Genomic DNA, 22,323 nt, shown 5'->3' on the forward strand with positions numbered 1-22,323 from the left:
TTATATTGCAAACCAAATTTAAGCCAGGCTAATCAAGCTCACCGTAAATATCCATATCTGCTCAAAGGGTTGGCTATTCAGCGCAGTAATCAAGTGTGGTCTACGGATATAACGTATATCCCTATGGCAAAAGGCTTTGTTTATTTATGTGCTGTGATTGATTGGCATAGCCGCAAGGTACTTGCGCATAGGGTATCGATTAGTATGGAGGTGGATTTTTGTATTTCGGTTTTAAATGAAGCGATTGAAAAATATGGATCACCTGAAATATTGAATACAGACCAAGGCAGTCAGTTCACCAGTGATGCATTTATTGATGTATTGAAATCAAATGGCATTCAAATCAGTATGGATGGTAAAGGTCGATGGGTAGATAATGTGATGGTTGAACGATTATGGCGGAGCGTTAAATATGAAGAGGTGTATCTCAAAGCTTATAGCAGTGTCACAGATGCGAAAAAGCAATTAAGTGCATATTTTGAGTTTTATAATTTGAAACGACCTCATTCGAGTCTAGACAAAATGACACCAAATGAGTTTTACTATGATCAGCTACCCCAACAAAACAAGGTGGCTTAACTAGAGCGGAATATCACTTATAAATACGCTTTTAGTTGTTCAAACAAGTGGGACCACCTCTGGATGCCACAACGAAAAGGAACGAAAAATGAATAAATTACTTGTTACATTAGGTCTCGCTGCTACTGTTGCACTTGTGGGCTGTAATAAAGATAAAGCGCCTGAAACAGGTGCAACTACGGGTGAACATTTAGAAAACGCTGCTGAACAGGCTGGTGCTGACATCAAAGACGCAACAGCAACAGCAACTGACAATGTTGCGACCGCAGTTGATAATGCGGGTGATCAAATTGATGCTGCTGCCGATCATACTGCGAATGCGACTGCGGAAGCTGCTGCAAAAACTGAGGCTGCTGCCCGTGATGCAACCGCAAAAGTTGCTGGTGCGGTAGAGTCAGGCGCTGCTGATGTGAAAGAAAAAGCTCAACAATAAGATTTGTTGATGTAAAAAGCCTCTGGTCACAGAGGCTTTTTTTATGCGTATAGTGGAATTAAGCCAATAAGCCCTCATCACGCATGGCAATTTGTACAGACTGACGCTCAGCGACCTTGTTGCGCAAGGCAACAATATTTGGATATGGCGTTAAATCATGTTCGATATGATTTGACCAGTTTGTAATGACAAACAAATAGGCATCTGCTGGACCAAAATTATCATCCACCAGATAATCACACTCTGATTCAGCCAGATAGTTGTCAATATATTTCAATAAACGATCAACTTCAGTATAGGCCCTGTTTTTTTCATCATCGGTCAATTTGCCCGTGAAAAATACCGCATAGGCATCATGCAGCTCTGAGTTAAGATAACCCAGCCATTCAAGCACCTTTGCACGCCCCATGCCTGATGGAGGGATCAAGTCCTGTTTTGGATCGTGCTGTGCCAGAAACGGTAAAATGGCTACATTTTCAGTTAAGATCAAACCTGGGTTGATTTCCAATGCAGGAACATAACCTTTTGGATTGATTTCGTAATAGTCTGCACCTTTTGAAGTTTTATGTGTTTTTAAATCTACCCGTTCTAAATCAAAATCTACATTTATTTCATTTAAAATAATATGGGCCGCCAATGAGCAGGCACCTGGTGAATAATACAACTTCATGTTTGATCCTTGTTATTTAACATTAATGTTTTAAAATGCTTCATCCAAACTTTCAAGCTTTGTTTGTTACTGATTTGCAAAAAAGTATGTTTTTGTACTTTTCACGCATTTTAAGTTGCCATTGATGTGCTGTTTATAAAAATTCTATCCCGATGTTAAGCGCTAAACGTGACGATACCATGTCAAAATCTCACTAAAAATTTGACTTGATCAACTGAACACTTACAATACGGCATTTCTATAATTTATATCCCCAGAATCATGTCAAACGATCAGTTAGAAACGCAAATTACGGAACTTGACAATTTACCTGAGCATCGTGAAATTGTGACGTTTATGCGTCGTTCAGCTCCACTCAACACATCTCAACGCACTGCGCTCGAAGATTATCGTGGCTTAATTCTGGAATATCCTGTTGGCGACCTGCGTCAGCACTTTGAACAGCCAGAACGCCCACTGACTGTGGAAATTGGTTTTGGTATGGGCCGCTCACTGGTGCTTATGGCAAAGGCCAATCCTGAACGTAATTTTGTCGGTATTGAGGTGCACGTTCCTGGTATCGCACAATGTGTTTATGAAGCAGGTATGGCGGGATTAAAGAATTTACGGGTACTGGATGCAGATGCAATTCAGGTACTTCGTGAAATGCCTGACAATAGCATTAACTGTGTACAACTCTATTTCCCTGATCCGTGGCAGAAAAAGCGTCACTTCAAGCGTCGTTTCGTTATCCATGAGCGCATGCAGTTGGTTGAACAAAAGCTGGAGTTGGGTGGTACATTCCACGCGGCAACCGATTGGGAACCCTATGCGGAATGGATGCTGGACGTTCTGGATAATCGCCCGAATCTGGAAAATGTGGCAGGTAAAGGTCAAAGCTACCCTCGCCCTGACTGGCGACCAGTTACCAAATTCGAGCGCCGTGGTATTGAGTCTGGCCATAAAATTAATGATTTCCTGTTTAAGAAAATCAATTAACATCAGAATTTAATTCATAGCGGACAGATTACCGTCTGTCCCTACACCAAATGCAATATGCTTTAGTCACCCAAATCATCTAGAAAATCAAAGGTAGGTACAAAGAACAGGCTACCTGAAACGGCGGTACTAAAATCGAGTAAACGATCAATGTGACCATTTCCCTTACCGAGAAACATATTTTCCAGCATGGTCTTGGTAATATTGAATGAGCGCGAATAACCGATAAAGAACGTGCCATATTCCCCCTCGGTTGGATTGGAGAATGGCATATTGGCCCTTAGAATTTTTAACTCGTTGCCCTCTGCATCATGTGCCTTACTCACCACATTATGCGCATTTTGGGGCTTCACATCATCACCCAGTTCAACATCATCATATTTCTTTCGACCAATCACTTTTTCCTGTTCTTCAGTGGTCAGGCTTTTCCATATCTCCATGTTATGCAAATATTTCTGGATAAAGACATAACTACCACCAAGGAACTCGACATCTTCCTGTCCGACATAGGCAATATCCTTGGCAATTTCATGTTCAGGATTTTCCGTACCATCCACAAAACCAAGAATGGCACGACCATCAAAGTATCTAAAACCCTTGGTTTCGCTGATCGGATAGGTATGTTCCTTTAACTGATCATGCAGAATGGAAGCCAGTTCATAGCAAATCGCCATTTGGTTGGCACGAATATGAAAAAACAGGTCTCCTGTGGTTGCAACCGCTGTATGTCGAGGTCCCTTGAGTTCCTGAAACGGCACAAGCTCCTTAGGCTTATTCATTTCGGGAAATAAAAGGTCCCAGGCATGCGAACCAATCCCTACAGAAGCACTGAAATTTCCCTGCGGAAAACGGTTGGTCAGACTACGTACCAAAGCGGAGAAATTGGCCAAAAAGTCAATAATTTCTGAGTGATCAGGATTGGTATTGATGCCCAACACAATAAACAGGGCATTCTCACCTGAAAGATTATTGATCACAGGTTGTGGTCTTAAAGATATATTCATAATTTTTCGGAATGGATGAGTTCAGTTCGCTTATCCTACACATATCATTTTGTTTTAGGTATCAGCTCAAAAACAAATGTTTAAGATTTATTCAGTATATAAAACAAAACCATTGCCACGGCAGAAACTTGCCAAAGTGAGATTGACCTTTTTGCCATCTCAATTGTCATACTGGTTGGTGCAGAAATCGTTGCCAATGATGCATACAACACTGCTGAGCGTAGCCATTATTCTCTTGTTTATGCTTTTTTTGCTCTGAATTGTCCATGCGACCGTCCTCATCTGAGCTATTTTTATCTAAAATTCGCTTTAGATTGAACATGAAAAGGCAACATTTACTATGCTGAATATGTTCGATTGCATTAATGCATTCTGGAATATCCAAACGCCTCAGCCTAGATGACAGGCTTATTCATAAAGCTTAACTCATCCATTGATTTGGTGGTGTTTAAAAATCCCCTCACTCAGCAATACATAGATATTCTGTAAATCCTTACGATCTGCCTCAGCCAGCAACTGACCATGCATCTGTAGAATATTCTGGTCACCCCGCATGGCAGGCCCAGTTTGCATGGTTTTCGGATCATGCTTTGTGGCCTTGTCCGCAGTTTCCAGAATCAGGGGATAAAGCAGGCTAAAATCAACTTGTTCAGCCTCAACAATCTGCTGGGCCATGTCATAACAATAATTACTGAAATTACATGCAAACACTGCCGCCAGATGCAGGGTCTGACGCTGCTTGGAACTGTATTGATAAACTTGGCTACTTAGGCTATTTGCCAATTGTGTTAAAGCTTCCAAGTCTTGCTGCTCAGTTGCTTCCACAAACAATGGCGTTTCCAGCCAGTTCACTTCACGCTCAAAGCTAAAGGTTTGCAGTGGATAAAATACACCTGCCCGCGAATGTGTGTGCTCAATGACTGCTAGGCTGGTACTACCAGAGGTATGAACGATCAAATTTTGTGGTAAATATCCAGTAATTGAATAAATGACTTGGGAAATGGCCTGATCACTTACTGCAACAATTACTAGATCAACCTGTGGATCAAGCTGGCAGGGACTGTCGATTGCCTGTGCATCAAGCTGCTGCGCCAACTTTTGCGCATGGGCCAGCTTAGGGCTAAAGACCTGTACAATCTGATGTTGGTTCTGTAATGCCAACGCCAAATGGGTTGCCACACGCCCAGAACCAATGAGGGTGATTTTCATAGCAGCTCTCTATCAGGAAATTTGCTCAAGCATAGCAAAATGAAATACAAGAAATAAAATCGAGCTATGGATAGCTCGATTTTATGCAGAAATCTCAATCAACCCGTTTAAAAGTTAAAAAAGACCTGTTAATTAAACACATTATTCAAGTAAACCACACGCTCAACCGTACGCTTGGTGAAACATTGCGTATATTGCATATCCTGATTCTGCTGACGCATTGCATCATTCCAGTACCGTGCCTGCTTTTGATAGGTTTCCATATCTTTTTCAGCAATATCATAGACACTCTTTTGTGACAGCACCTTACAGTCCACATCGCGTTTTTCAAACCAGTCGGACTGGTCTTGCTGCAACTGTGCTTTTTGCTCAGGCGTAAATTGATCCCAAGCTTGATTTAAACGCTCAACCTGTTTGGCTTTTTCAGCATCTAACTCTTTTTTACGCACATCCATAGCTTTTTGTGCCAAGTCAGTTTGAGCAGACTCATTGGCATCATACTCTTGTTGATATGCTGCCCCTTCTTTTTCAATCCGCTGATTTTCCTTTAAATAAGCAACATACTGCACCGCCCTTGTTGCCATAAACACCACACCCTCAATCACAGAGTTCTGACTTGGGATATTAAAGACCAAACCATCTTTATCCGTTTTGGTGAGGTCATACAAGAACTCGCCTTTTAATTGGTCATCTTCAAGACTTAGTGGATATTCGCTATCGGAAAAATGATCATTCAGGGTATATGGCTTACAACTCTCTTCACACTCCCCATCACCCTGATATTTTTGTTCTTCAAAATAGGCATTTTCTGCACGTTTCTGTAAGCCTTTCGGGAAAGAAATCACCAACTGGCTTTCGCAGTTTAATTTGGTTGTTGATGCTTCCCCACTCTCAGCCTCTAAAGTACGCACATTGGTAATTTCAAACTTGAGTCCCTTGTTGATTTTATCAAGAATGTCATAGTCAGACTGGTAGTCACTTTGTCTTAAACTACGGTCAATCTGTTTTAAATATTCTTTGGGGCTGTAGTAGATAAGGTCAAATACCCGTCCAATCCAACAGTATTTCGAGCTGTTGTTTTGGACTCCCATAGTTAAATCTAAACTCACATTCTTTAATAAACAATGGAAAGGCATTTCGGTCAATCCCATTGTACTTCCTTAGGATGCGTTTAGCTTGATTCCAGAAATTTTCTACACCATTAATATGATTTCGACCTTTTGCAAAATCTTTAGAATGGTTAATTCGCTCATGATAAAAACAATTAACATCAAGCACATTGTAGCTTCGATAGCTATCAGTATAAACCACACTATCAGGCGCTACTTTACGTGTAATAACAGGCATTAATGTATCAGACTTGGTATCAGGGACAACCTTGACATAAACCATACCACCGCGCTTTAGTATACCAAATACAGCCACTTTTCCACCAGCACCACGCCCACGCTTTCCCTTACGAGTGCCACCAAAGTAGCTTTCATCTAACTCAACCTCTCCCTCAAAAATATCATCGGCAGTTTGGTCAAGGTGGTACATGATTATTTCACGTATTTTTCTATAAAATAGTGCCGCAGTATTAGGCTGAATATCCAGCAAATTGGCCGCAGTTCTAGCTGTTACCTCAGCAACAAAGAACTCGACAAGCTTTCTTTGGGTATTTTTATCTAATTTACAACGATTTATCTTCATTTTCATAGAGTAGCACTTCTGCTAATCTACTACAGCCCCTATTCTTTTTTCAACGCCGCCTGAATATGGTTGAGATTTTCCTGATTGGTACAGCTCCACTCGGAAGCAGCCGTTGCGGTGTCTTCGGCTTTCTCAGTTGGCTTTAATTTATTACAACCCACCAATAACATTGTCGTTGTCAAAGTTGTAAATATAAAAAACCTGTTCATTTAGAATCACCCTCTTGTCTTGTTTTTTTCTGGCGTATTCTACTCAATTTAAAAGCATATTTTCGAGTTTTTTCTTTATTTTACTTTAAACAGTCCTATTTATAATTAAATAGCTAAAGTAAATGGTCAAAATAAAAAAAGTTATGTCGCCATAACGCTTTTCAAGCATTGCTTAAATAACTGGTTAAGGGCTTACTGAAAATTCAATACTGCGGTTTTTAAAACGCCACTCTTCTGTTGCATTATCTGCCAGTGAATCACATGTCCCCATCTTTCACCTCACTAACTGGTATAACCAAATGAGTGAAAAACTGGCAACAAACAGGGCAAAAAATGGGAAAATTCGATGATGCCTATGAGGCTCAGGTGGCATTTCTGGCAAGGGTTCTTCTGACTGTTCAGGTTCGTTTAATTTAAGCTGATTTAAAGGTAAAAGCACCTCGGCACTCCAAACAGGCAACAGTGCCTGAATCGACACACTATGCTCCCTAAGATAATGAATAATATAGATGGCCTCATGGCCAACCTCAGCTGAAAGCACAGCCAAGCTTTTAGGAATTGCTCGATTTAAGGTGGTCTCTACTTCTGTAACTGAAAGTTTTCCAGCGGCAAGATGTATAAGCAATGAATTGATCACCTGATTATTATTTTCCAGTAAATCAGATAGACAAGGCCTTAGCTTTTCCTTAAGTTGATCAATCAGTTCTGGATTTGCTAAAAAACGACTTAAGAGAATTGGGTAGAATCTTGATAAGATGGCATTTTTTTCATTGACCAGGCAAGTTTGGTCATTGACGATGACCGATGAAACTTTCTGTTTAAGTAACTCGATTGGATTTATAGACATATACTTTACTCCAATTTCCATTCAACCGCTTTATCGTATTAGCCGAGCCTTAGATATTTGTTATTACTTTAATGAATTTTTCTTAGTTTTAATCTGTTCTATAAACTTTCAATACAACACTTACATCACATTTTACAAAGCAGAATAAGGTGCAGTCAACTTATTCTGCCTTTTATGATAATTATCAGGCAAATATACCAATCACCTTACCTGTCAGTTGCTGTCCAATCAATGGGGTGTTTTTCCCCTGGGAAAGAATTGAGGCTTTGGAAACTACCCATTGCAATGATGGATCAACCAGCACCCAGCCTGCCTCCTGTTGCCAGCGCTGTGACATATTCGCCACCTGTGCAGGAATCGAAGTGACTTTTTCCACCCATTCCAGTGGCTCAAATACACCCTCGTTTACCAGTTGCACACCCAGTGCCACATAAGTATCAAAAGCGGTGATTCCAGACTGTGTTTCGGCAAAAGGTGCCATTTTCGCAGAACTGCTTAATGGTTCATGATGGGTACAGATCGCATCAATCACGCCCTCTTTCACACCCTGACGCAATAATGCCTTGTCCTGTTCGGAACGCAGCGGTGGACGCACATGCGCAAGTGCATTAAAACCATCTGTTAGTTGTTCAGTTAAATGTAACTGATGCATGGCGACATCGGCAGTCACAGGCAATCCTTTGGCCTTGGCAGCTCGGATCAACTCCACAGACGCGCCACAGGACAACAGGCCAAAATGAGCCCTAACACCTGTCGCTTCAATCATCAGTAGATACTTGGCAATCGCCACTGTTTCTGCAATCGCAGGAATCATTGGCAGGCCCTGACGTGAGGCAATAAAGCCCTCATGCGCACAACCATCTTTGGCAATTTGCGGTTCTTCCGCATAGAACACCACCGTCAGCCCCAAACCAGCAGCATACTCAAGGGTACGAATCACCACATCATCATTTTCAAAGGCTGCATTGGCATTGGAAACGGCTGTACAACCACCTTTTTTTAAACCCGCCATATTGGCTGGCTGTTTTCCATTTAAACCCTGGGTCTGTGCGCCAATGATCTGCAAATAGATACCGCCATCGAGTTGTGCCTTTTCAATGAGACCATGAATCAAGGCACCATTATCCTGCACAATTGGCTTTGAATCTGGTGGGGTAATCACATGCAGAATCCCATTGGCACGGGCTGCCTTGCCTTCCGACTTCAAGGTGCCATGCTGCTGCTGACCTGGTTCACGCAAACGCGCACACAAGTCCACCATGGTTGGCATCAACCATTTACCCTGCCCATCAATGCTTTCATCCACCTGATCAACGGCTTCAACCAATTTTCCGTTTTCAATAAAAACTGTTTTAACCAGATCAGTTTTTTGAATTGGATCGAGCACACGGACATTTTCAATTTTTACAATACTCATGTGAGCTATCCCTTACAGTGCAATCACATCAATTAAACCCTGTTCCTGTAATTGTCCTTGCATTGCAAGTGCCAATACAGCCATACGAACCGCAATCCCGTTGGTGACCTGCTTGAGAATCACGGACTGGTCACCATCGGCAATGCTGGAATCAATTTCAACACCACGGTTCATCGGCCCTGGGTGCATCACGATACAATCAGGTTTTGCCAAAGCCAGACGTTCTTTGTTAAGTCCGTACATTTTATAAAATTCAGACTGTGACGCTAAGGCAGGTGAATCAATCCGCTCGTTCTGGATACGCAAGGCAATAATCACATCACAGTCTGTCACGCCTGCATCCATCTGGTTAAATAAACGCACATGATCACCATACTCATCAAAACCCACAGGTAGCAAGGTATTCGGCGCAATCACACGAATATCCTTACAGCCCAGCGTTTGTAATGCCGCAACGTCTGAACGTGCCACCCGTGAATGTTTAATATCACCGATAATGGCCACACTGAGTTGTTCAAATGGTTTCTTGGTTTCACGGCGAATGGTCAGCATGTCCAGCATTGCTTGGGTCGGATGTGCATGGCGACCATCACCCGCATTAATAATGGCAACTTTAGGGCAGATATCTTTGGCAATAAAATGTGCGGCACCTGAAGATGAATGACGTACCACAAAAATATCGGCCGCCATCGCCTCCAGATTCCAAAGCGTATCCCGCAGCGTTTCACCTTTTGAAGTACTTGAGCGTGCAATGTCAATATTCAGGACATTTGCAGATAAACGTTTTGCCGCAGCCTCAAAGGTGGTTCGGGTACGGGTCGAGTTTTCAAAGAAAAGATTCATCACCGTCAAACCCTCTAATAAGGGACGGTTGATCAGGTTATTATTGTCATCTAAAAAGCTTTGTGCTGTATCTAAAATCTTGGTCAGGCTTTCCCTTGAAAGGCCCTCAATGGTTAAAAAGTGTTTTAAATTTCCTTGCTGATTCAGTTGAACCTGACTCGGTTGATGCAGGGCTGCAATATGCATAATGGATTCCTATGGGTCGAATCACCAAAACCTGCATAGTGTAGCCCAATTCTTGTATTTTCGCAGAACAACTTTTCACCGTTATGTTGCATTAAATGAGAGAGTTGCAACAGATTCGGCTAGCGCAGCGCACCAATATAGTGATGATGAACCTGTGCCTGATAAATCTCTTCGTCAGTCACCTCTATTGAATAGTAGTCATTTTCCTCAACAGGCTGTTCTTTCTCAGCTTCCACCTTAGTTTCAACCAAGGCGAGAGCTGGCTCAGGATATAGGTCAATTAACGGACGCAAGCGCTCAACATAATGGGCCAGCTCGGCATCCTGTGTTGCCAGGGCAATATCCACAATATGTTGTGCATATTCCTTGTTATGCACCAAGTACATCACGTCAATCACGCGACTGGATACCCGTCTTAAACGGACATACATTTGGGTTGCGGTTGCAAAAGCCTCGGCACTGACCATCACTTCATTATTCATGCTTTCTTTCATAACGTCCTCACATCGTTGGGAGAAGTATTTAACGATAATTTATCTAAAGAAATGCAAAATCTGTACCAATTATTAAAATGAAGTAAAAAATGCCCTGCCCCACGTGCAGAAATTATAAACAAACATCAGATCACTTTAAAAAAACCTCTTAATAGATGATAAAGCTGACGATCACACAAATATGCGCCGACAGAACAGGTAAAAATCAGTTAAAATAGCCGATTGCTAAAACCGCTTTGGAACATTGAATGAACGCTAAACCACGTCTAACAGAATATTGGGTGACCTGTGCGGATGGACTGGAAACCTTATTACAACAAGAATTGGAAAGCTTTGGTATTCATGACATTCAACGTTTTGCGGGACGTTTGATTTTTAAGGACACACTGGAACAGGCGTATCGGGTCTGTATGTGGTCACGCCTTGCCTCACGAGTCGTTTTGCCCATTCATAGACATGAGTTGGAACATTCGCATGATGCCCGTGATGTGGCGGAAGAACTCTATGAGGGTGCAATCAGTTTTGACTGGTCTTTAATTTTTGCTCCACAAAGCACCTTTGCAGTGCGCCTGCATGTTGAACGTGAAATTAAGGTCAATACCCAGTTTGCCACCTTACGGGTTAAAGATGGCGTTGTAGATTCCTTTATGGAAGCAGTGGGTAAACGCCCAAGTATTGATATCAAGCAGCCTGAAATTACACTTTATGTGTTGGCAGGTAAAACTGAACACACCTACTGTCTGGATTTATCTGGTGATTCTCTGCATAAACGTGGCTATCGCCGTTTTATGACCGATGCGCCAATTAAAGAAAATCTGGCAGCGGCAATTCTACAAAAAGCTCAATTAGCACAATATCAACCCGATATTATTCTTGACCCAATGTGCGGTTCAGGCACATTCATCATTGAAGCCCTCATGATTTTAACAGATCGTGCGCCAGGCCTAGTTCGACGTTTTGGTTTTAATGGCTGGCATGGGCATGACCGTGATCTCTGGTTATCACTTAAGGCTGAAGCAGCGGAACGCCATGAAAAAGCTTTGGAACAGGCTTTACCTAAATTCTATGCTTACGATGCAGACTGGGAAGCAGTCAAGGCCACCCGCCAAAATATCATTGCTGCGGGTTTTGAAAAACTGCTTGACCAAATCCAGATTGAAGAACGTACCTTAGCGGACTGGGATGACTTTCATGCCGAGGGCAAGAAAGCCTTTATTGTGACCAATCCTCCTTATGGGGAACGTTTGGGAGATAAAGCATCAAACCGCTCTTTATATCTGGGTTTATCGGCTCTATTACAGAAGAATTTTCCAAACCAGCGTGCCGCAATTATTGCCGCACAGGTTGAACAGGCAGATGTACTGGCATTTAACGACCCACAAACCTTACGTTTAATGAATGGTAAATTACCAATCTACGTGCGTTTTGGCACCATCAAGCCAGCAACTGTCACCCAACCCTTTTTGGCAACATGGCAACCACAACAGTTTGAAAAAATCGAGGGTGCTGAGGATTTTACCAACCGTTTGCAAAAAAACATGCAGGCCTTAAAAAAATGGGCAGTTAAAGAAAATATCTACTGTCTACGTCTGTATGATGCCGACTTGCCTGACTTCAACGTTGCCGTTGATTTATATGGGGATAGATTGCATGTTCAGGAATATGCGCCACCTAAAACCATTGATCCTGAAAAAGCCAAAAAACGTTTTAACCTTGCACTTGCCGCAATCCGTGCTGTGACTGGCTTACAACGTGATGCCATATTTATTAAAACCCGTGCAAAACAGACAGGTACCAATCAATACACCAAACAAAGTACCGCCTCTAAACGCTTTATCGTTCAGGAAGGTGATGCCAAAATTTTAGTCAACTTAACCGATTACTTGGATACAGGTCTATTTTTAGACCATCGCCAGATTCGTCTTCGAATCGCCAAGGAAGCGCGTGGCAAGCATTTCCTGAACCTGTATAGCTATACCTCAACTGCAAGCTTGCATGCCGCATTGGGTGGCGCAGCCAGTACCACCAGTGTTGACTTATCCAACACCTATCTGAGTTGGTCTAAAGAAAACTTTGTACTGAATGGCTTAACCGTAGACCATGCAGATGAACAGCATATGTTTTTTGCCAGTGACTGTTTTGAATGGTTAAAAGAGGGTCATGAGCAATATGACCTGATCTTTATTGATCCACCGACTTTCTCAAACTCAAAGAAATTCTATGGAACATTTGATGTACAGCGTGACCATGTTTCACTGCTTAAACGGGCAATGAACCGTCTAAACAGTGAGGGAACACTATATTTTTCAAATAACTATAGAGGTTTCGAATTGGATGAGGAACTTGAAGCCCTATACGATGTTGAAGAAATTACCTCTGAAACCATTGGACTAGATTTCAAACGTAATCAAAAAATTCATCGTGCCTGGAAAATAAAACACCAACAACTTTGAAACTGAAAACAAGCCACCATTTTGTCTTAACTCGAATGGTGGCTTCACTTATCAGTTTAAAATTTTGAGTATTATATCATGTACAGAAAAAATAAATTCTCGAATAAATTGTATTATTTCTTATTTAAAGTCACGGTACCTGTAACACGCCCCTCAATATCTACCTGATTGCCAGCAGTATTATAGGTATCAGAAAACTCATAGGTGTGTACATTATCTGAATTAAACTCATAAATCATCAAACGATCTGGAGCGACTGCATGAGGTTTAATGGTTGCAGCTTTTTTATCTCGCCCATCCGAAACAGTGTTTCTTTTCTGCTCTTGATAAGGTGATAAAACGCTTTCTGATAGAATTTTAATCCGTACATCACGGAGATTTTGATCGCTTAGTACACGTTGTGCACGCCAGCGTTCTTCCTCTGGCTTTAATACATCCTGCTGGGCTTTTACAATGATGCTCGGCAATGCGTTATTCAGCACGCCTGTTTGTAGTGCCAGATTTACTTCATTCAATGGTTGTGCAGCATGCCCCATTGAAGATAAAGCGATCATAAACAAAATTACACAGCGGTCCGTGTAATGATGTTGCTTATTTTCCATTGCAATTCATCCTGAATTTTTTTCTTATTTGTTCTGAAACTATCAAGTTTTTCATCAAGCCGCAATGTTATTGGTACTTTTCCCCAAAAAATCTGACCAGTTGCACTCATATAAAAAAAGATGGTGATTGGCATCACCATCTTTTTACACATTGGCCGTTAAATTTTTTGCCTAGCTCAACTTGAGTTTCTCAAACACCAAATGACCATCCTCAGCTTTTATCAGGATGTTATCTCCAGGCTGGAACTCACCAGATAAAATCTTCTGCGCCAGAGTATTTTCCACCTGTTGCTGAATTGCACGTTTTAACGGACGTGCACCATACACAGGGTCAAAGCCAGCCTCAATCAATAGATCAAATGCCGTGTCATCCACAGTCAAGCCTATATCACGCTCATTGAGGCGGGAACGTAAACGTTCCAGTTGAATATCCGCAATAGCACGAATCTGGTCTTTTTGCAGTGGATGGAAAATCACCACCTCATCAATACGGTTGATAAACTCTGGACGGAAATGCTGGCTAACCGCATTCATCACCACTGCCCGAATCTCATCATCAGTGGCCCCCTCACCCAGTTCTCGTACATCTTGTGAACCCAAGTTCGAGGTCATCACGATGACCGTGTTTTTAAAGTCCACCACGCGGCCTTGTGAATCCGTCAAGCGACCATCATCCAACACCTGTAGCAAGATATTGAACACATCTGGATGCGCTTTCTCCACCTCGTCAAACAACACCACGCTGTATGGTTTACGGCGTACCGCTTCGGTTAAAACACCACCCTCTTCATAGCCCACATAGCCTGGAGGCGCACCAACTAAACGGCTCACCGAGTGCTTTTCCATAAACTCAGACATATCAATCCGAATCATGGCATCATCACTGTCAAACAGGAAGTTAGCCAATGCCTTGGTCAACTCGGTTTTACCCACACCTGTCGGGCCAAGGAACAGGAATGATCCACTTGGGCGGTTCGGGTCAGACAAACCTGCGCGTGAACGGCGTACCGCATTGGAAACCGCCACCACCGCCTCATCCTGACCCACCACACGTTTATGCAGAAATTCTTCCATCTGGAGCAGTTTTTCACGTTCGCCCTGCAACATTTTCGTTACAGGAATACCTGTTGCCGCACTGACCACCTCAGCAATCTCATTCTCGGTCACTTTGGTACGAATGAGTTTAGGTTCCTCATTTTCCTCAGCAACTTCCGCCTGTTCCAGACGCTTTTGTAACTCTGGAATCACACCATATTGTAGGCGTGCTGCTTCCGCCAAATCACCCTCACGTTTGGCTTTTTCCAAAGCAACCCGTGCTTGATCCAATTCGATCTGGGCTTTTTTATCACCCTCAACCAGTGTTTTTTCAGCTTTCCAGATTTCTTCCAGATCATTGTACTCTTTCTGCTTTTCAGCAATTTGCTGCTCAAGATGATTGACTTCAGCCTTACTGCCTGCATCTTCATCTTTTTTCACCGCTTCCAACTGCATTTTCAACTGGATGAGACGGCGATCAAGCTTATCCAGTGCCTCTGGCTTAGAGTCGATCTCCATTTTAATCCGTGAAGCCGCCTCATCAATCAGGTCAATCGCTTTATCTGGCAACTGACGGTCAGTGATGTAACGATGTGACATTTTCGCCGCCCCAATAATCGCGGAATCCAAAATTTGTACACCGTGATGGGTTGCATATTTCTCTTTAAGACCACGCAAAATCGCAATGGTATCTTCCACACTTGGCTCATCCACCAACACTTTCTGGAAACGACGCTCAAGCGCTGCATCTTTCTCAATATACTGGCGATATTCATCTAGAGTGGTAGCACCAACACAGCGTAGTTCACCACGCGCCAACGCAGGTTTAAGCATGTTACCTGCGTCCATTGCGCCATCGCCCTTACCCGCGCCTACAAGGGTATGCAGCTCATCAATAAACAAGATGATTTCGCCTTCATGTTTGGCAAGGTCTTTCAGCACCGCTTTTAAGCGTTCCTCAAACTCACCACGATATTTTGCACCCGCTAGCAACGAACCCAAGTCCAGTGAAAGCACACGTTTATTCTTTAAGCTTTCAGGCACCTCACCATTGACGATGCGTTGTGCCAAGCCCTCTACAATCGCGGTTTTACCGACCCCAGGTTCACCAATCAGCACAGGGTTATTTTTGGTACGGCGTGACAACACCTGAATGGTACGGCGGATTTCATCATCACGCCCAATCACAGGGTCTAGCTTGCCTGCCAAGGCACGCTCGGTTAAATCAATGGTATATTTACTGAGTGAGTCACGTTGATCTTCATGGTTATTGGTGGTCACTTTTTCTGTTCCTCTAATTTTTTCAATGACTGCACGTAATTTCTGTGCAGTTGCACCTGAGCTTTCAATAATTTTTTTGGTTTCACCCTGTTCAGCCAATGCCAATAGCACCCAATCAGTGGATAAAAATTCATCCCCTGCTTTTTGTGCATAACTATCAGCTAAATTTAAAATGCGTACCGCTTCTGGATTTAAATTGACGTCACCCGTCGGATTACTAATCGTTGCAGCATCATTTAATGCCTGATTCAGTTTTTGCATTAAGGTGGGTAAATCAGCCCCTGCTTGCTGCAACAGACTCTGGTTAGCAGGTTCTTCCAGCAATGTCATAAGGATATGAATCCCTGCAATTGCGGTATGGTCCTTGCCTATTGCCAGTGACTGTGCATCTGAGAGTGCTTGCTGTAGGCGGTTTGTAAATTTTTCAAAGCGCATTCTTGTTATTCCTCACAACAAATTTTTAACTTATCACTAAGATGCGAACAGTTTTTAGATTTTCAAATAAAATTTATATGTTTTTCCAAAATCTTATAAAACAAAATATGGATAACACTCAGTAACAATATGGGTCTATAAATAATATATTTCAAGTATGTTTTGTATAAATTTTCGGTCTTTTCCAATTTGCACAGAACCTTTATTGTACTTTTATGTGGAAAAAGGACAGCATATTCGTCAGGGTGAACAATTTGGACTGGTCGGGAAAACTAGGCGTGTGACGGGCGCGCACCTACATTGGGGAATGAGCCTGAACAATGCTCGGGTAGATCCACAATTGTTCATAAAGTAAAAACATAAACTTATAAAAAAGTAATCTATGGCAATAGATCACTTTTTAGAAATATTTAACAATCAGGCATTATCCACTTCAATAATTTCAAAGTCATGGGTAATTTCCACCCCACCATCCGAAAGCATTTTACTTGCTGAACAGTATTTTTCCGCTGACAGTTCAACTGCCTTTTCAACCTGCTTGGCTTTTACCGCTTTACCTGTCACAATGAAGTGTAGATGGATTTTTGTAAACACGGCTGGGATTGCATCTGCCCTTTCGGCTTTTAAGTGACATACAACATCTGTGACATCTTGACGGGATTTCTTTAAAATGGTCACAATATCAAACGAAGCACAACCACCAAGTCCCATTAAAATCAATTCCATAGGACGTGGACCACGGTTTTCACCTCCATATTCTGCGGAACCATCCATCACCACACTGTGGCCACTTTCCGATTTCGCTTCAAAAGCAACATTCTCTAACCAATGTACACTTGTTTGCATTGCAACTACCCAAAAAACGTTATAAATTTACCTAGTTCTTGTACACTAACATAAAATGAGTTGATAAGGAATTTCATCTCTTCTGTGTAGAAAAGGCTTTAACAAAGCCTGTGCGATCGGTTTCATCCAAATTCGGAAATTTTAAGCATGACTTCAAATTTTTCACAACTTAGCACTGATGCTTTATCTCCAGGCCAACTGCCTGAGTCAGTAAAGGCTTTGCTAAAACGTGCTCATATTAACAGATACCCTAAACGCACCACGATTATTGATGCTGGAACTGAATCAAAATCACTGTATTTAATTTTAAAAGGTTCAGTGTCAATTATATTACGTGAAGATGATGAGCGTGAAATTGTTGTCGCCTACCTCAACCCAGGCGACTTCTTTGGTGAAATGGGTCTTTTTGAAAAGAATCCTCAACGTACCGCAGAAGTACGTACCCGAGATGTATGTGAGATTGCTGAAATTTCCTACGACAATTTCCATGAGTTAAGCAAGCAATACCCTGACCTAAGCTATGCAGTATTTGCCCAGTTGGTACGCCGTCTCAAGAACACCACACGTAAAATGACTGACCTTGCGTTCATTGATGTGTCTGGTCGTATTGCTCGTTGCTTAATTGATTTATCTGCTCAACCTGAGGCAATGATTTTACCAAATGGTCGTCAGATTCGTATTACCCGTCAGGAAATTGGCCGTATCGTGGGCTGTTCACGTGAAATGGTTGGCCGTGTGCTTAAAACGCTTGAAGATCAGGGCATGATCCAGACTGAGGGTAAGGCCATTTTAATTTTTGATACGTCTTTAGAAGAAAATGCTTTTTCTGAAGAGGAGTTTGACGACGAAGATTGATTTCATCAGGCTTCTGTCTCACTATCAAAGCCAGTGCAAAAACACTGGCTTTAATTTTATCAATTTATGTGAAAATTCATGCAATATGACAAAATAGTGATTACATAATTACAATGATTATAGAGCCATTCGGAATGTAAAGCGTTATAAACATTTTTTTATAATCCTCCTTAATCATGACGATATTCATAAAATACTGATTTGGAGCAAATAAGTATGAAAAAATTGGCTTTAAGCTTTTGTGCGATCACTGTAATGACCATTTCAGGCTGTGCCTCATTTGCAGATATGGCGGGTGCAGACAGCGCAACCCTGAATGCGCAATCTGCACAAAGTTTTGCAAAAATGACTCAGGAAGCACGTGCCAAAAACCAGTTGGATACCAGTTCAAGTACCTATCAACGTATTAATAGTGTGTTCCTGCGCCTGAAACCTTATGCTGATCAACTCAATCAAACAGGTCAACGTTTTGACTGGCAACTGGCGGTATTAAAGTCTGATAGCGTCAATGCCTATGTGGCACCAGGCGGTAAAGTGGTGTTCTACACAGGTATTGTCAACAAGCTAAATTTGAGTAATGATGAAATTGCAGCAATCATGGGCCATGAAATGACCCATGCACTTGAAGAACATGCAAAGAGTAAGATTGGTGCGCAGGCACTGACCAACCTTGCGATTGGCATTGGTACGTCTTATGCGGGTACCAATATCGGCGATCTAGGCAATGCCGCAATTAATTTGGGCAGTCAAATTGGTATTGGTCTGCCTTATTCGCGCAATCTTGAAAGCCGTGCCGATTATGGCGGTTTAATGCTGATGGCAAAAGCGGGCTATAACCCAAATGCAGCCATTAGTCTCTGGGAAAAAATGAATCGTTTAGATGGTGCGGGCGGTGCTTCATTCTTGTCAACACACCCATCGAATACACAGCGTATTGGCGATATGCGTAAAAACCTGCCAGCTGCGATGGCGGTGTATAACAAACGCCGTTAATAAGCATTATGGCCTTTCTTACAAGAAAGGCCTATTTCAAGATACTAGGACTTACGCATTGACGGATTCAAAAAAGTATTAAAATAGTTTATAAAGTATCTGTGATCAGACGAACTAAACATGCTTCTACAGCAACTTGTACATTACCCATTTATATGGGCTTTCTCATGACAGAACCGAACTCTATTAGCTGCACACAACTTGCCGAGACTTATAATATCTCGCATGATAGTGTAAATCGCTTTCTAGAGCGTGAAGACTACACACCTCACGACCTATATCAAGAAGCAATTCAACATATTGATAATAATAAACTTATAGTCAGTATTGATGATACTGTTTTAGATAAACCATATAGTCAACATATGGACTTAGTTAGCTATTTTTGGTCAGGCAAACACCACCGATCCGTCAAGGGGATTAATCTCATTACCTTGTATGCGACAGATCAGAATGGTCAAAATATTCCAATTAATTTCCGAATTTATGACAAATCTGAGGGTAAAACCAAGAATGATTACTTTATGGATATGTTAAGTGAAGTACTTAGTTGGGGTGCAAAGATTCAATTTATTACAGGTGATAGTTGGTATTCATCGACTGGAAATCTAAAAACCATAAGAAAACATGGTATTCGATTTATGTTTGGTATCGACTGTAACCGTAAGGTTTCCCCAGAAAAAGGACAATGGTTTCAACTGCGTTTATTGCCAGATTTCCATCAGGGTCAAGTGGTCTGGCTCAAAGATTTTGGCTTTGTACAATTATTTAAGACTCAGTTAAAAGAACAGCAGAGGTTTTATATTGTGCATCAAGATGAAGATGATTTATTGTCCTTTGAGGGTTTTCATGAATTACATTCAAGTCATTGGAAAATAGAACAATATCACCGAGTGATTAAACAGGTTTGTCATATTAAAAAGTTTCAAGTAAGACGGTCTAAACTGATTTTGAATCATATTTTTTCAGCCTTGATGGCCTACGTCGAGATACAAAAGAACCAGTTTGAGGGGATCTTTGAAAATGTATATCATTGGCAGAAGAAATTATTTAGACCAATGATCAAAAACTTCATTGATGACTTTATTCTCGATAAAAATCATCTGCTACCACAGAGAGTCTATAAATAACAGTGCGTAAGTCCTAGATACTATAATTGTTCTATTTTCTGGACAGTTGGCGAATTCTAACATGATGTTCGACAGTTTCAAAAGCCTTATGATAATCAACAAGCTGAGCAAATTACTCTAATGGTGTAAGCCAATCTAACGCTTTTCTAGGACGAGTATTCAGTGACATGGCAACTTGATTTAAATAATGCTGATCCGCCTGATTTAAATCAATCCCTTTAGGTAAATATTGCCTAATTAAACCATTCATATTTTCGCATGTGCCTTTTTGCCATGGTGAATGTGGGTCACAGAAATATACATCTATGCCTAAATCTTCTTCAAGTATTTTATGTTCTGCCATCTCACGTCCACGGTCATAGGTCAACGTTTTACGCAGTTCTGTTTAATGAGTTCAGCAAATTTTCTGGCTGAAAAGCTGCCATGAATCGCTTTAGTATCATGTTTGAAGAGCGTGTAACCAAGTATTTTTAAAACTGTATTTACACAGAATTATTTACACCCTCCTGTATTTACACAGAATTATTTACACCCTCAATTGTGCGCGAGTGTAATTAACTCTCGGTAATTCTCAACAGACCCTAGTCTAGAGCCTTATTATTTATAATTTCATCCAGATAATCCGCCCACTTCTGCAACCACTCTGCACATTCGGCTTCATAATTATGTAGGTTGTATGTTCCCTCAATTCCCTTTTTGGAATGTCCCAAAACTGCTTCTGCAATATCTGTAGAACAGCCTAATCTGGATAAACCTGTTCTCACTGTTCGGCGTAAATCATGCGGATTCCAGTCATCAATATCTGTTAGCCAAAGCTGTTCAGGACGAAAATTAGTCTTAACTTTATCTGGATTTTTCATTTGCCACTTTATTTCTGTTAGGGACTTTTGTTGGATGGGCAACCCTGTTCGAGACGAAGCAAACAAATATTCCTGATCTGGTTTATATAGATTCCGTAAAAAATTGACACATTGCCTTGATAATTGAACATAACGCTCAGTGCTATTTTTTGAAGCTTTCAGATGCCATGTTCCTTGATCCAAATCAAAATCCCTCCATTGAGCATCACACAATTCTCCAGTACGGCAACCTGTCCATAGCGTTAAATAAAGGATATGTTTTTGATGGGTAGTAAATCCTGATGTGGGCAGCCAGGCCAATACACGTTTTAATTCCTGATCATTTAAAACCCGTGTGCCCTTTTTACAGGTTACTTTCAGTCTTGACTGCTTGATACTCATTTTGGCTAATAGAGCAGGATTAGCAAAATTGGCTGGAAATCGCTCCAAGCCAATGGCATATTCATACGCCAACGTCAACTCGGACAATACTCGTCCAGCCTGCACATTAGAACCACGATCAATAATTTCCTTGGTTAAAGCCACCACATCTTTTCGGGTCACTTCCAAAGCAATACGATTACCCAAAACCCGTACAGCATCTCCATACAGGGTTCGTCGTGTTTCAGATTGACCTTTTGGCTTACGCACACCCAAAACTTTTTTTCGTTCACCTGTTCGAGGATCAGTAATCCAGTGATCTTCAATCACCTCAGTCAAATACATCTCTATCATTTGGTGTACAGTGAGTTGAGACATATCTTTTTGTGCAAGCTCGTGTTCAATCTGTTGCTGAAGCTTTTCTTGTTCTTTTTTATATTTTGGACAAATCCCCTGATTTCGTTCAGCTTTTAAACGAGTGAGTTCTATCCTTGCCTCTGCCAGTGTAACTTGGGGGAAATTTCCGATCTTGTATTGTTTGATGGAATCATCCACAGGACTACGATAACGGTAGAAAAAAGTCTTCATTCCCGTTCTACCACAATGTACCCGTAATCCTGTGTACTCACCGACATCAGCCTTGTCAGGATCACCCACTTTCATCTTCTCAATGGCTTTCGCTGAAAGTGCTTTTTTTATTGTCGTTTGTTGATCTATTGAGCGAACCACTTTAAACCTCACAAGAAGATTGAATTATTTGTTATCCTTTCAAGCTGTCCATTTTCCAATATTGATAAGGAATGATGGCTAGTTTAAACTAAAACAACCCACACTAAAACCTACACTAATGTTTTGGCTTAGGCTGTATTTGCTTAGATTTCATCCAAAACCCTCGGATACTCTGTTTATGTT

At 41.5% G+C, this 22,323-nt stretch carries 19 protein-coding genes and 5 pseudogenes; 8 read left to right on the top strand and 16 right to left on the bottom strand.

Annotated elements, in window-relative coordinates:
• A pseudogene (locus tag F988_RS03265) lies at positions 1-579 on the top strand (IS3-like element ISAba14 family transposase); the annotation flags it as partial.
• 88 nt (positions 580-667) lie between these two features.
• The gene (locus F988_RS03270) at positions 668-1,012 is read left to right on the top strand and encodes a hypothetical protein (RefSeq protein WP_004681027.1); all 345 of its coding nucleotides are present in this window, start codon (positions 668-670) and stop codon (positions 1,010-1,012) included.
• Between the two features lie 58 nt (positions 1,013-1,070).
• On the opposite strand, the gene F988_RS03275 is transcribed toward F988_RS03270, so the two are convergent.
• Positions 1,071-1,682: a glutathione binding-like protein gene (locus F988_RS03275; RefSeq protein WP_004681028.1), complete on the bottom strand. Its 612-nt coding sequence runs from the start codon at positions 1,680-1,682 to the stop codon at positions 1,071-1,073.
• A gap of 261 nt (positions 1,683-1,943) precedes the next feature.
• Here F988_RS03275 and trmB point away from each other — a divergent pair, with 261 nt between their 5' ends.
• A complete protein-coding gene (trmB, locus tag F988_RS03280; protein ID WP_004681029.1) occupies positions 1,944-2,660 on the top strand; it encodes a tRNA (guanosine(46)-N7)-methyltransferase TrmB in 717 nt (238 codons plus the stop codon).
• Between the two features lie 62 nt (positions 2,661-2,722).
• Here trmB and F988_RS03285 read toward each other — a convergent pair whose 3' ends face one another.
• The 10 genes and pseudogenes from F988_RS03285 to F988_RS03320 form a co-directional block, all read right to left on the bottom strand.
• Positions 2,723-3,664, bottom strand: coding sequence for a Dyp-type peroxidase (locus F988_RS03285; protein WP_004681030.1), 942 nt, complete (start codon positions 3,662-3,664; stop codon positions 2,723-2,725).
• Positions 3,665-3,751: 87 nt separating this feature from the next.
• Positions 3,752-3,861 (bottom strand): annotated as a pseudogene (locus F988_RS14970) (formate dehydrogenase accessory sulfurtransferase FdhD); the annotation flags it as partial.
• Positions 3,862-4,090: 229 nt separating this feature from the next.
• The gene (locus F988_RS03290; RefSeq protein ID WP_004681031.1) at positions 4,091-4,873 is read right to left on the bottom strand and encodes a Rossmann-like and DUF2520 domain-containing protein; all 783 of its coding nucleotides are present in this window, start codon (positions 4,871-4,873) and stop codon (positions 4,091-4,093) included.
• Positions 4,874-5,001: 128 nt separating this feature from the next.
• Positions 5,002-5,964 carry a hypothetical protein gene (locus tag F988_RS03295; RefSeq protein ID WP_004681032.1) on the bottom strand — a complete coding sequence of 321 codons (963 nt, stop codon included), beginning with the start codon at positions 5,962-5,964 and terminating at the stop codon, positions 5,002-5,004.
• Positions 5,912-6,571, bottom strand: coding sequence for an IS1595-like element ISAba36 family transposase (locus tag F988_RS03300; protein WP_000782406.1), 660 nt, complete (start codon positions 6,569-6,571; stop codon positions 5,912-5,914). The genes F988_RS03295 and F988_RS03300 overlap by 53 nt, the downstream gene beginning before the upstream one ends.
• Positions 6,572-6,606: 35 nt before the next feature.
• A pseudogene (locus F988_RS14975) lies at positions 6,607-6,774 on the bottom strand (DUF1311 domain-containing protein); the annotation flags it as partial.
• 274 nt (positions 6,775-7,048) lie between these two features.
• Positions 7,049-7,621, bottom strand: a complete 573-nt coding sequence (locus F988_RS03305) for a hypothetical protein (RefSeq protein ID WP_004681034.1) — start codon at positions 7,619-7,621, stop codon at positions 7,049-7,051.
• A 184-nt stretch (positions 7,622-7,805) separates the two neighbouring features.
• Entirely contained in the window at positions 7,806-9,038 is a 1,233-nt protein-coding gene (locus F988_RS03310) for a dihydroorotase (RefSeq protein ID WP_004681036.1), read from the bottom strand.
• A gap of 12 nt (positions 9,039-9,050) precedes the next feature.
• Positions 9,051-10,067 (bottom strand): aspartate carbamoyltransferase catalytic subunit, encoded by a 1,017-nt coding sequence (locus F988_RS03315; RefSeq protein ID WP_004681037.1) that lies wholly within the window; start codon positions 10,065-10,067, stop codon positions 9,051-9,053.
• A 119-nt stretch (positions 10,068-10,186) separates the two neighbouring features.
• On the bottom strand, positions 10,187-10,561 hold the full coding sequence (locus F988_RS03320) for a hypothetical protein (protein WP_004681038.1): 375 nt from the start codon (positions 10,559-10,561) through the stop codon (positions 10,187-10,189).
• A 248-nt stretch (positions 10,562-10,809) separates the two neighbouring features.
• On the opposite strand from F988_RS03320, the gene rlmKL reads away from it, so the two are divergent.
• The gene (gene rlmKL, locus F988_RS03325; RefSeq protein ID WP_004681040.1) at positions 10,810-13,014 is read left to right on the top strand and encodes a bifunctional 23S rRNA (guanine(2069)-N(7))-methyltransferase RlmK/23S rRNA (guanine(2445)-N(2))-methyltransferase RlmL; all 2,205 of its coding nucleotides are present in this window, start codon (positions 10,810-10,812) and stop codon (positions 13,012-13,014) included.
• Between the two features lie 113 nt (positions 13,015-13,127).
• Here the strand turns inward: rlmKL and F988_RS03330 are convergent, their stop codons facing one another.
• Together F988_RS03330 and clpB are read right to left on the bottom strand one after the other, a co-directional pair.
• The gene (locus F988_RS03330) at positions 13,128-13,616 is read right to left on the bottom strand and encodes a hypothetical protein (protein ID WP_004681042.1); all 489 of its coding nucleotides are present in this window, start codon (positions 13,614-13,616) and stop codon (positions 13,128-13,130) included.
• 171 nt (positions 13,617-13,787) lie between these two features.
• A complete protein-coding gene (gene clpB / locus F988_RS03335) occupies positions 13,788-16,367 on the bottom strand; it encodes an ATP-dependent chaperone ClpB (protein WP_004681043.1) in 2,580 nt (859 codons plus the stop codon).
• A 217-nt stretch (positions 16,368-16,584) separates the two neighbouring features.
• Between clpB and F988_RS14305 the strand changes: the two are divergent.
• Positions 16,585-16,722, top strand: a pseudogene (locus F988_RS14305) (M23 family metallopeptidase); the annotation flags it as partial.
• Between the two features lie 62 nt (positions 16,723-16,784).
• On the opposite strand, the gene F988_RS03340 reads toward F988_RS14305, so the two are convergent.
• A complete protein-coding gene (locus F988_RS03340) occupies positions 16,785-17,213 on the bottom strand; it encodes an OsmC family protein (RefSeq protein ID WP_004681045.1) in 429 nt (142 codons plus the stop codon).
• Between the two features lie 147 nt (positions 17,214-17,360).
• Between F988_RS03340 and crp the strand changes: the two genes are divergently transcribed.
• The 3 genes from crp to F988_RS03355 all read left to right on the top strand — a co-directional run bounded on the left by crp (position 17,361) and on the right by F988_RS03355 (position 20,191).
• Entirely contained in the window at positions 17,361-18,068 is a 708-nt protein-coding gene (gene crp / locus F988_RS03345) for a cAMP-activated global transcriptional regulator CRP (RefSeq protein ID WP_004681047.1), read from the top strand.
• Positions 18,069-18,284: 216 nt separating this feature from the next.
• Positions 18,285-19,061, top strand: coding sequence for a M48 family metallopeptidase (locus F988_RS03350; protein WP_004677951.1), 777 nt, complete (start codon positions 18,285-18,287; stop codon positions 19,059-19,061).
• A 101-nt stretch (positions 19,062-19,162) separates the two neighbouring features.
• Positions 19,163-20,191: an IS701 family transposase gene (locus F988_RS03355; protein ID WP_082187168.1), complete on the top strand. Its 1,029-nt coding sequence runs from the start codon at positions 19,163-19,165 to the stop codon at positions 20,189-20,191.
• A 115-nt stretch (positions 20,192-20,306) separates the two neighbouring features.
• Here F988_RS03355 and F988_RS14310 read toward each other — a convergent pair.
• Positions 20,307-20,573, bottom strand: a pseudogene (locus F988_RS14310) (IS30 family transposase); the annotation flags it as partial.
• 199 nt (positions 20,574-20,772) lie between these two features.
• Positions 20,773-22,140, bottom strand: coding sequence for a tyrosine-type recombinase/integrase (locus F988_RS03365; RefSeq protein WP_004681050.1), 1,368 nt, complete (start codon positions 22,138-22,140; stop codon positions 20,773-20,775).
• Positions 22,141-22,323 lie beyond the last annotated feature (183 nt).

Source organism: Acinetobacter parvus DSM 16617 = CIP 108168 (genome assembly GCF_000368025.1).
Taxonomy (GTDB): Bacteria; Pseudomonadota; Gammaproteobacteria; order Pseudomonadales; family Moraxellaceae; genus Acinetobacter; species Acinetobacter parvus.

What these genes read in the sequence shown, in the direction of transcription:
- F988_RS03270 (WP_004681027.1), top strand. Translation starts at nt 668, where the DNA reads ATGAATAAATTACTTGTTACATTAGGTCTCGCTGCTACTGTTGCACTT.
- F988_RS03275 (WP_004681028.1), bottom strand. Translation starts at nt 1,682, where the DNA reads ATGAAGTTGTATTATTCACCAGGTGCCTGCTCATTGGCGGCCCATATT.
- trmB (WP_004681029.1), top strand. Translation starts at nt 1,944, where the DNA reads ATGTCAAACGATCAGTTAGAAACGCAAATTACGGAACTTGACAATTTA.
- F988_RS03285 (WP_004681030.1), bottom strand. Translation starts at nt 3,664, where the DNA reads ATGAATATATCTTTAAGACCACAACCTGTGATCAATAATCTTTCAGGT.
- F988_RS03290 (WP_004681031.1), bottom strand. Translation starts at nt 4,873, where the DNA reads ATGAAAATCACCCTCATTGGTTCTGGGCGTGTGGCAACCCATTTGGCG.
- F988_RS03295 (WP_004681032.1), bottom strand. Translation starts at nt 5,964, where the DNA reads ATGGGAGTCCAAAACAACAGCTCGAAATACTGTTGGATTGGACGGGTA.
- F988_RS03300 (WP_000782406.1), bottom strand. Translation starts at nt 6,571, where the DNA reads ATGAAAATGAAGATAAATCGTTGTAAATTAGATAAAAATACCCAAAGA.
- F988_RS03305 (WP_004681034.1), bottom strand. Translation starts at nt 7,621, where the DNA reads ATGTCTATAAATCCAATCGAGTTACTTAAACAGAAAGTTTCATCGGTC.
- F988_RS03310 (WP_004681036.1), bottom strand. Translation starts at nt 9,038, where the DNA reads ATGAGTATTGTAAAAATTGAAAATGTCCGTGTGCTCGATCCAATTCAA.
- F988_RS03315 (WP_004681037.1), bottom strand. Translation starts at nt 10,067, where the DNA reads ATGCATATTGCAGCCCTGCATCAACCGAGTCAGGTTCAACTGAATCAG.
- F988_RS03320 (WP_004681038.1), bottom strand. Translation starts at nt 10,561, where the DNA reads ATGAAAGAAAGCATGAATAATGAAGTGATGGTCAGTGCCGAGGCTTTT.
- rlmKL (WP_004681040.1), top strand. Translation starts at nt 10,810, where the DNA reads ATGAACGCTAAACCACGTCTAACAGAATATTGGGTGACCTGTGCGGAT.
- F988_RS03330 (WP_004681042.1), bottom strand. Translation starts at nt 13,616, where the DNA reads ATGGAAAATAAGCAACATCATTACACGGACCGCTGTGTAATTTTGTTT.
- clpB (WP_004681043.1), bottom strand. Translation starts at nt 16,367, where the DNA reads ATGCGCTTTGAAAAATTTACAAACCGCCTACAGCAAGCACTCTCAGAT.
- F988_RS03340 (WP_004681045.1), bottom strand. Translation starts at nt 17,213, where the DNA reads ATGCAAACAAGTGTACATTGGTTAGAGAATGTTGCTTTTGAAGCGAAA.
- crp (WP_004681047.1), top strand. Translation starts at nt 17,361, where the DNA reads ATGACTTCAAATTTTTCACAACTTAGCACTGATGCTTTATCTCCAGGC.
- F988_RS03350 (WP_004677951.1), top strand. Translation starts at nt 18,285, where the DNA reads ATGAAAAAATTGGCTTTAAGCTTTTGTGCGATCACTGTAATGACCATT.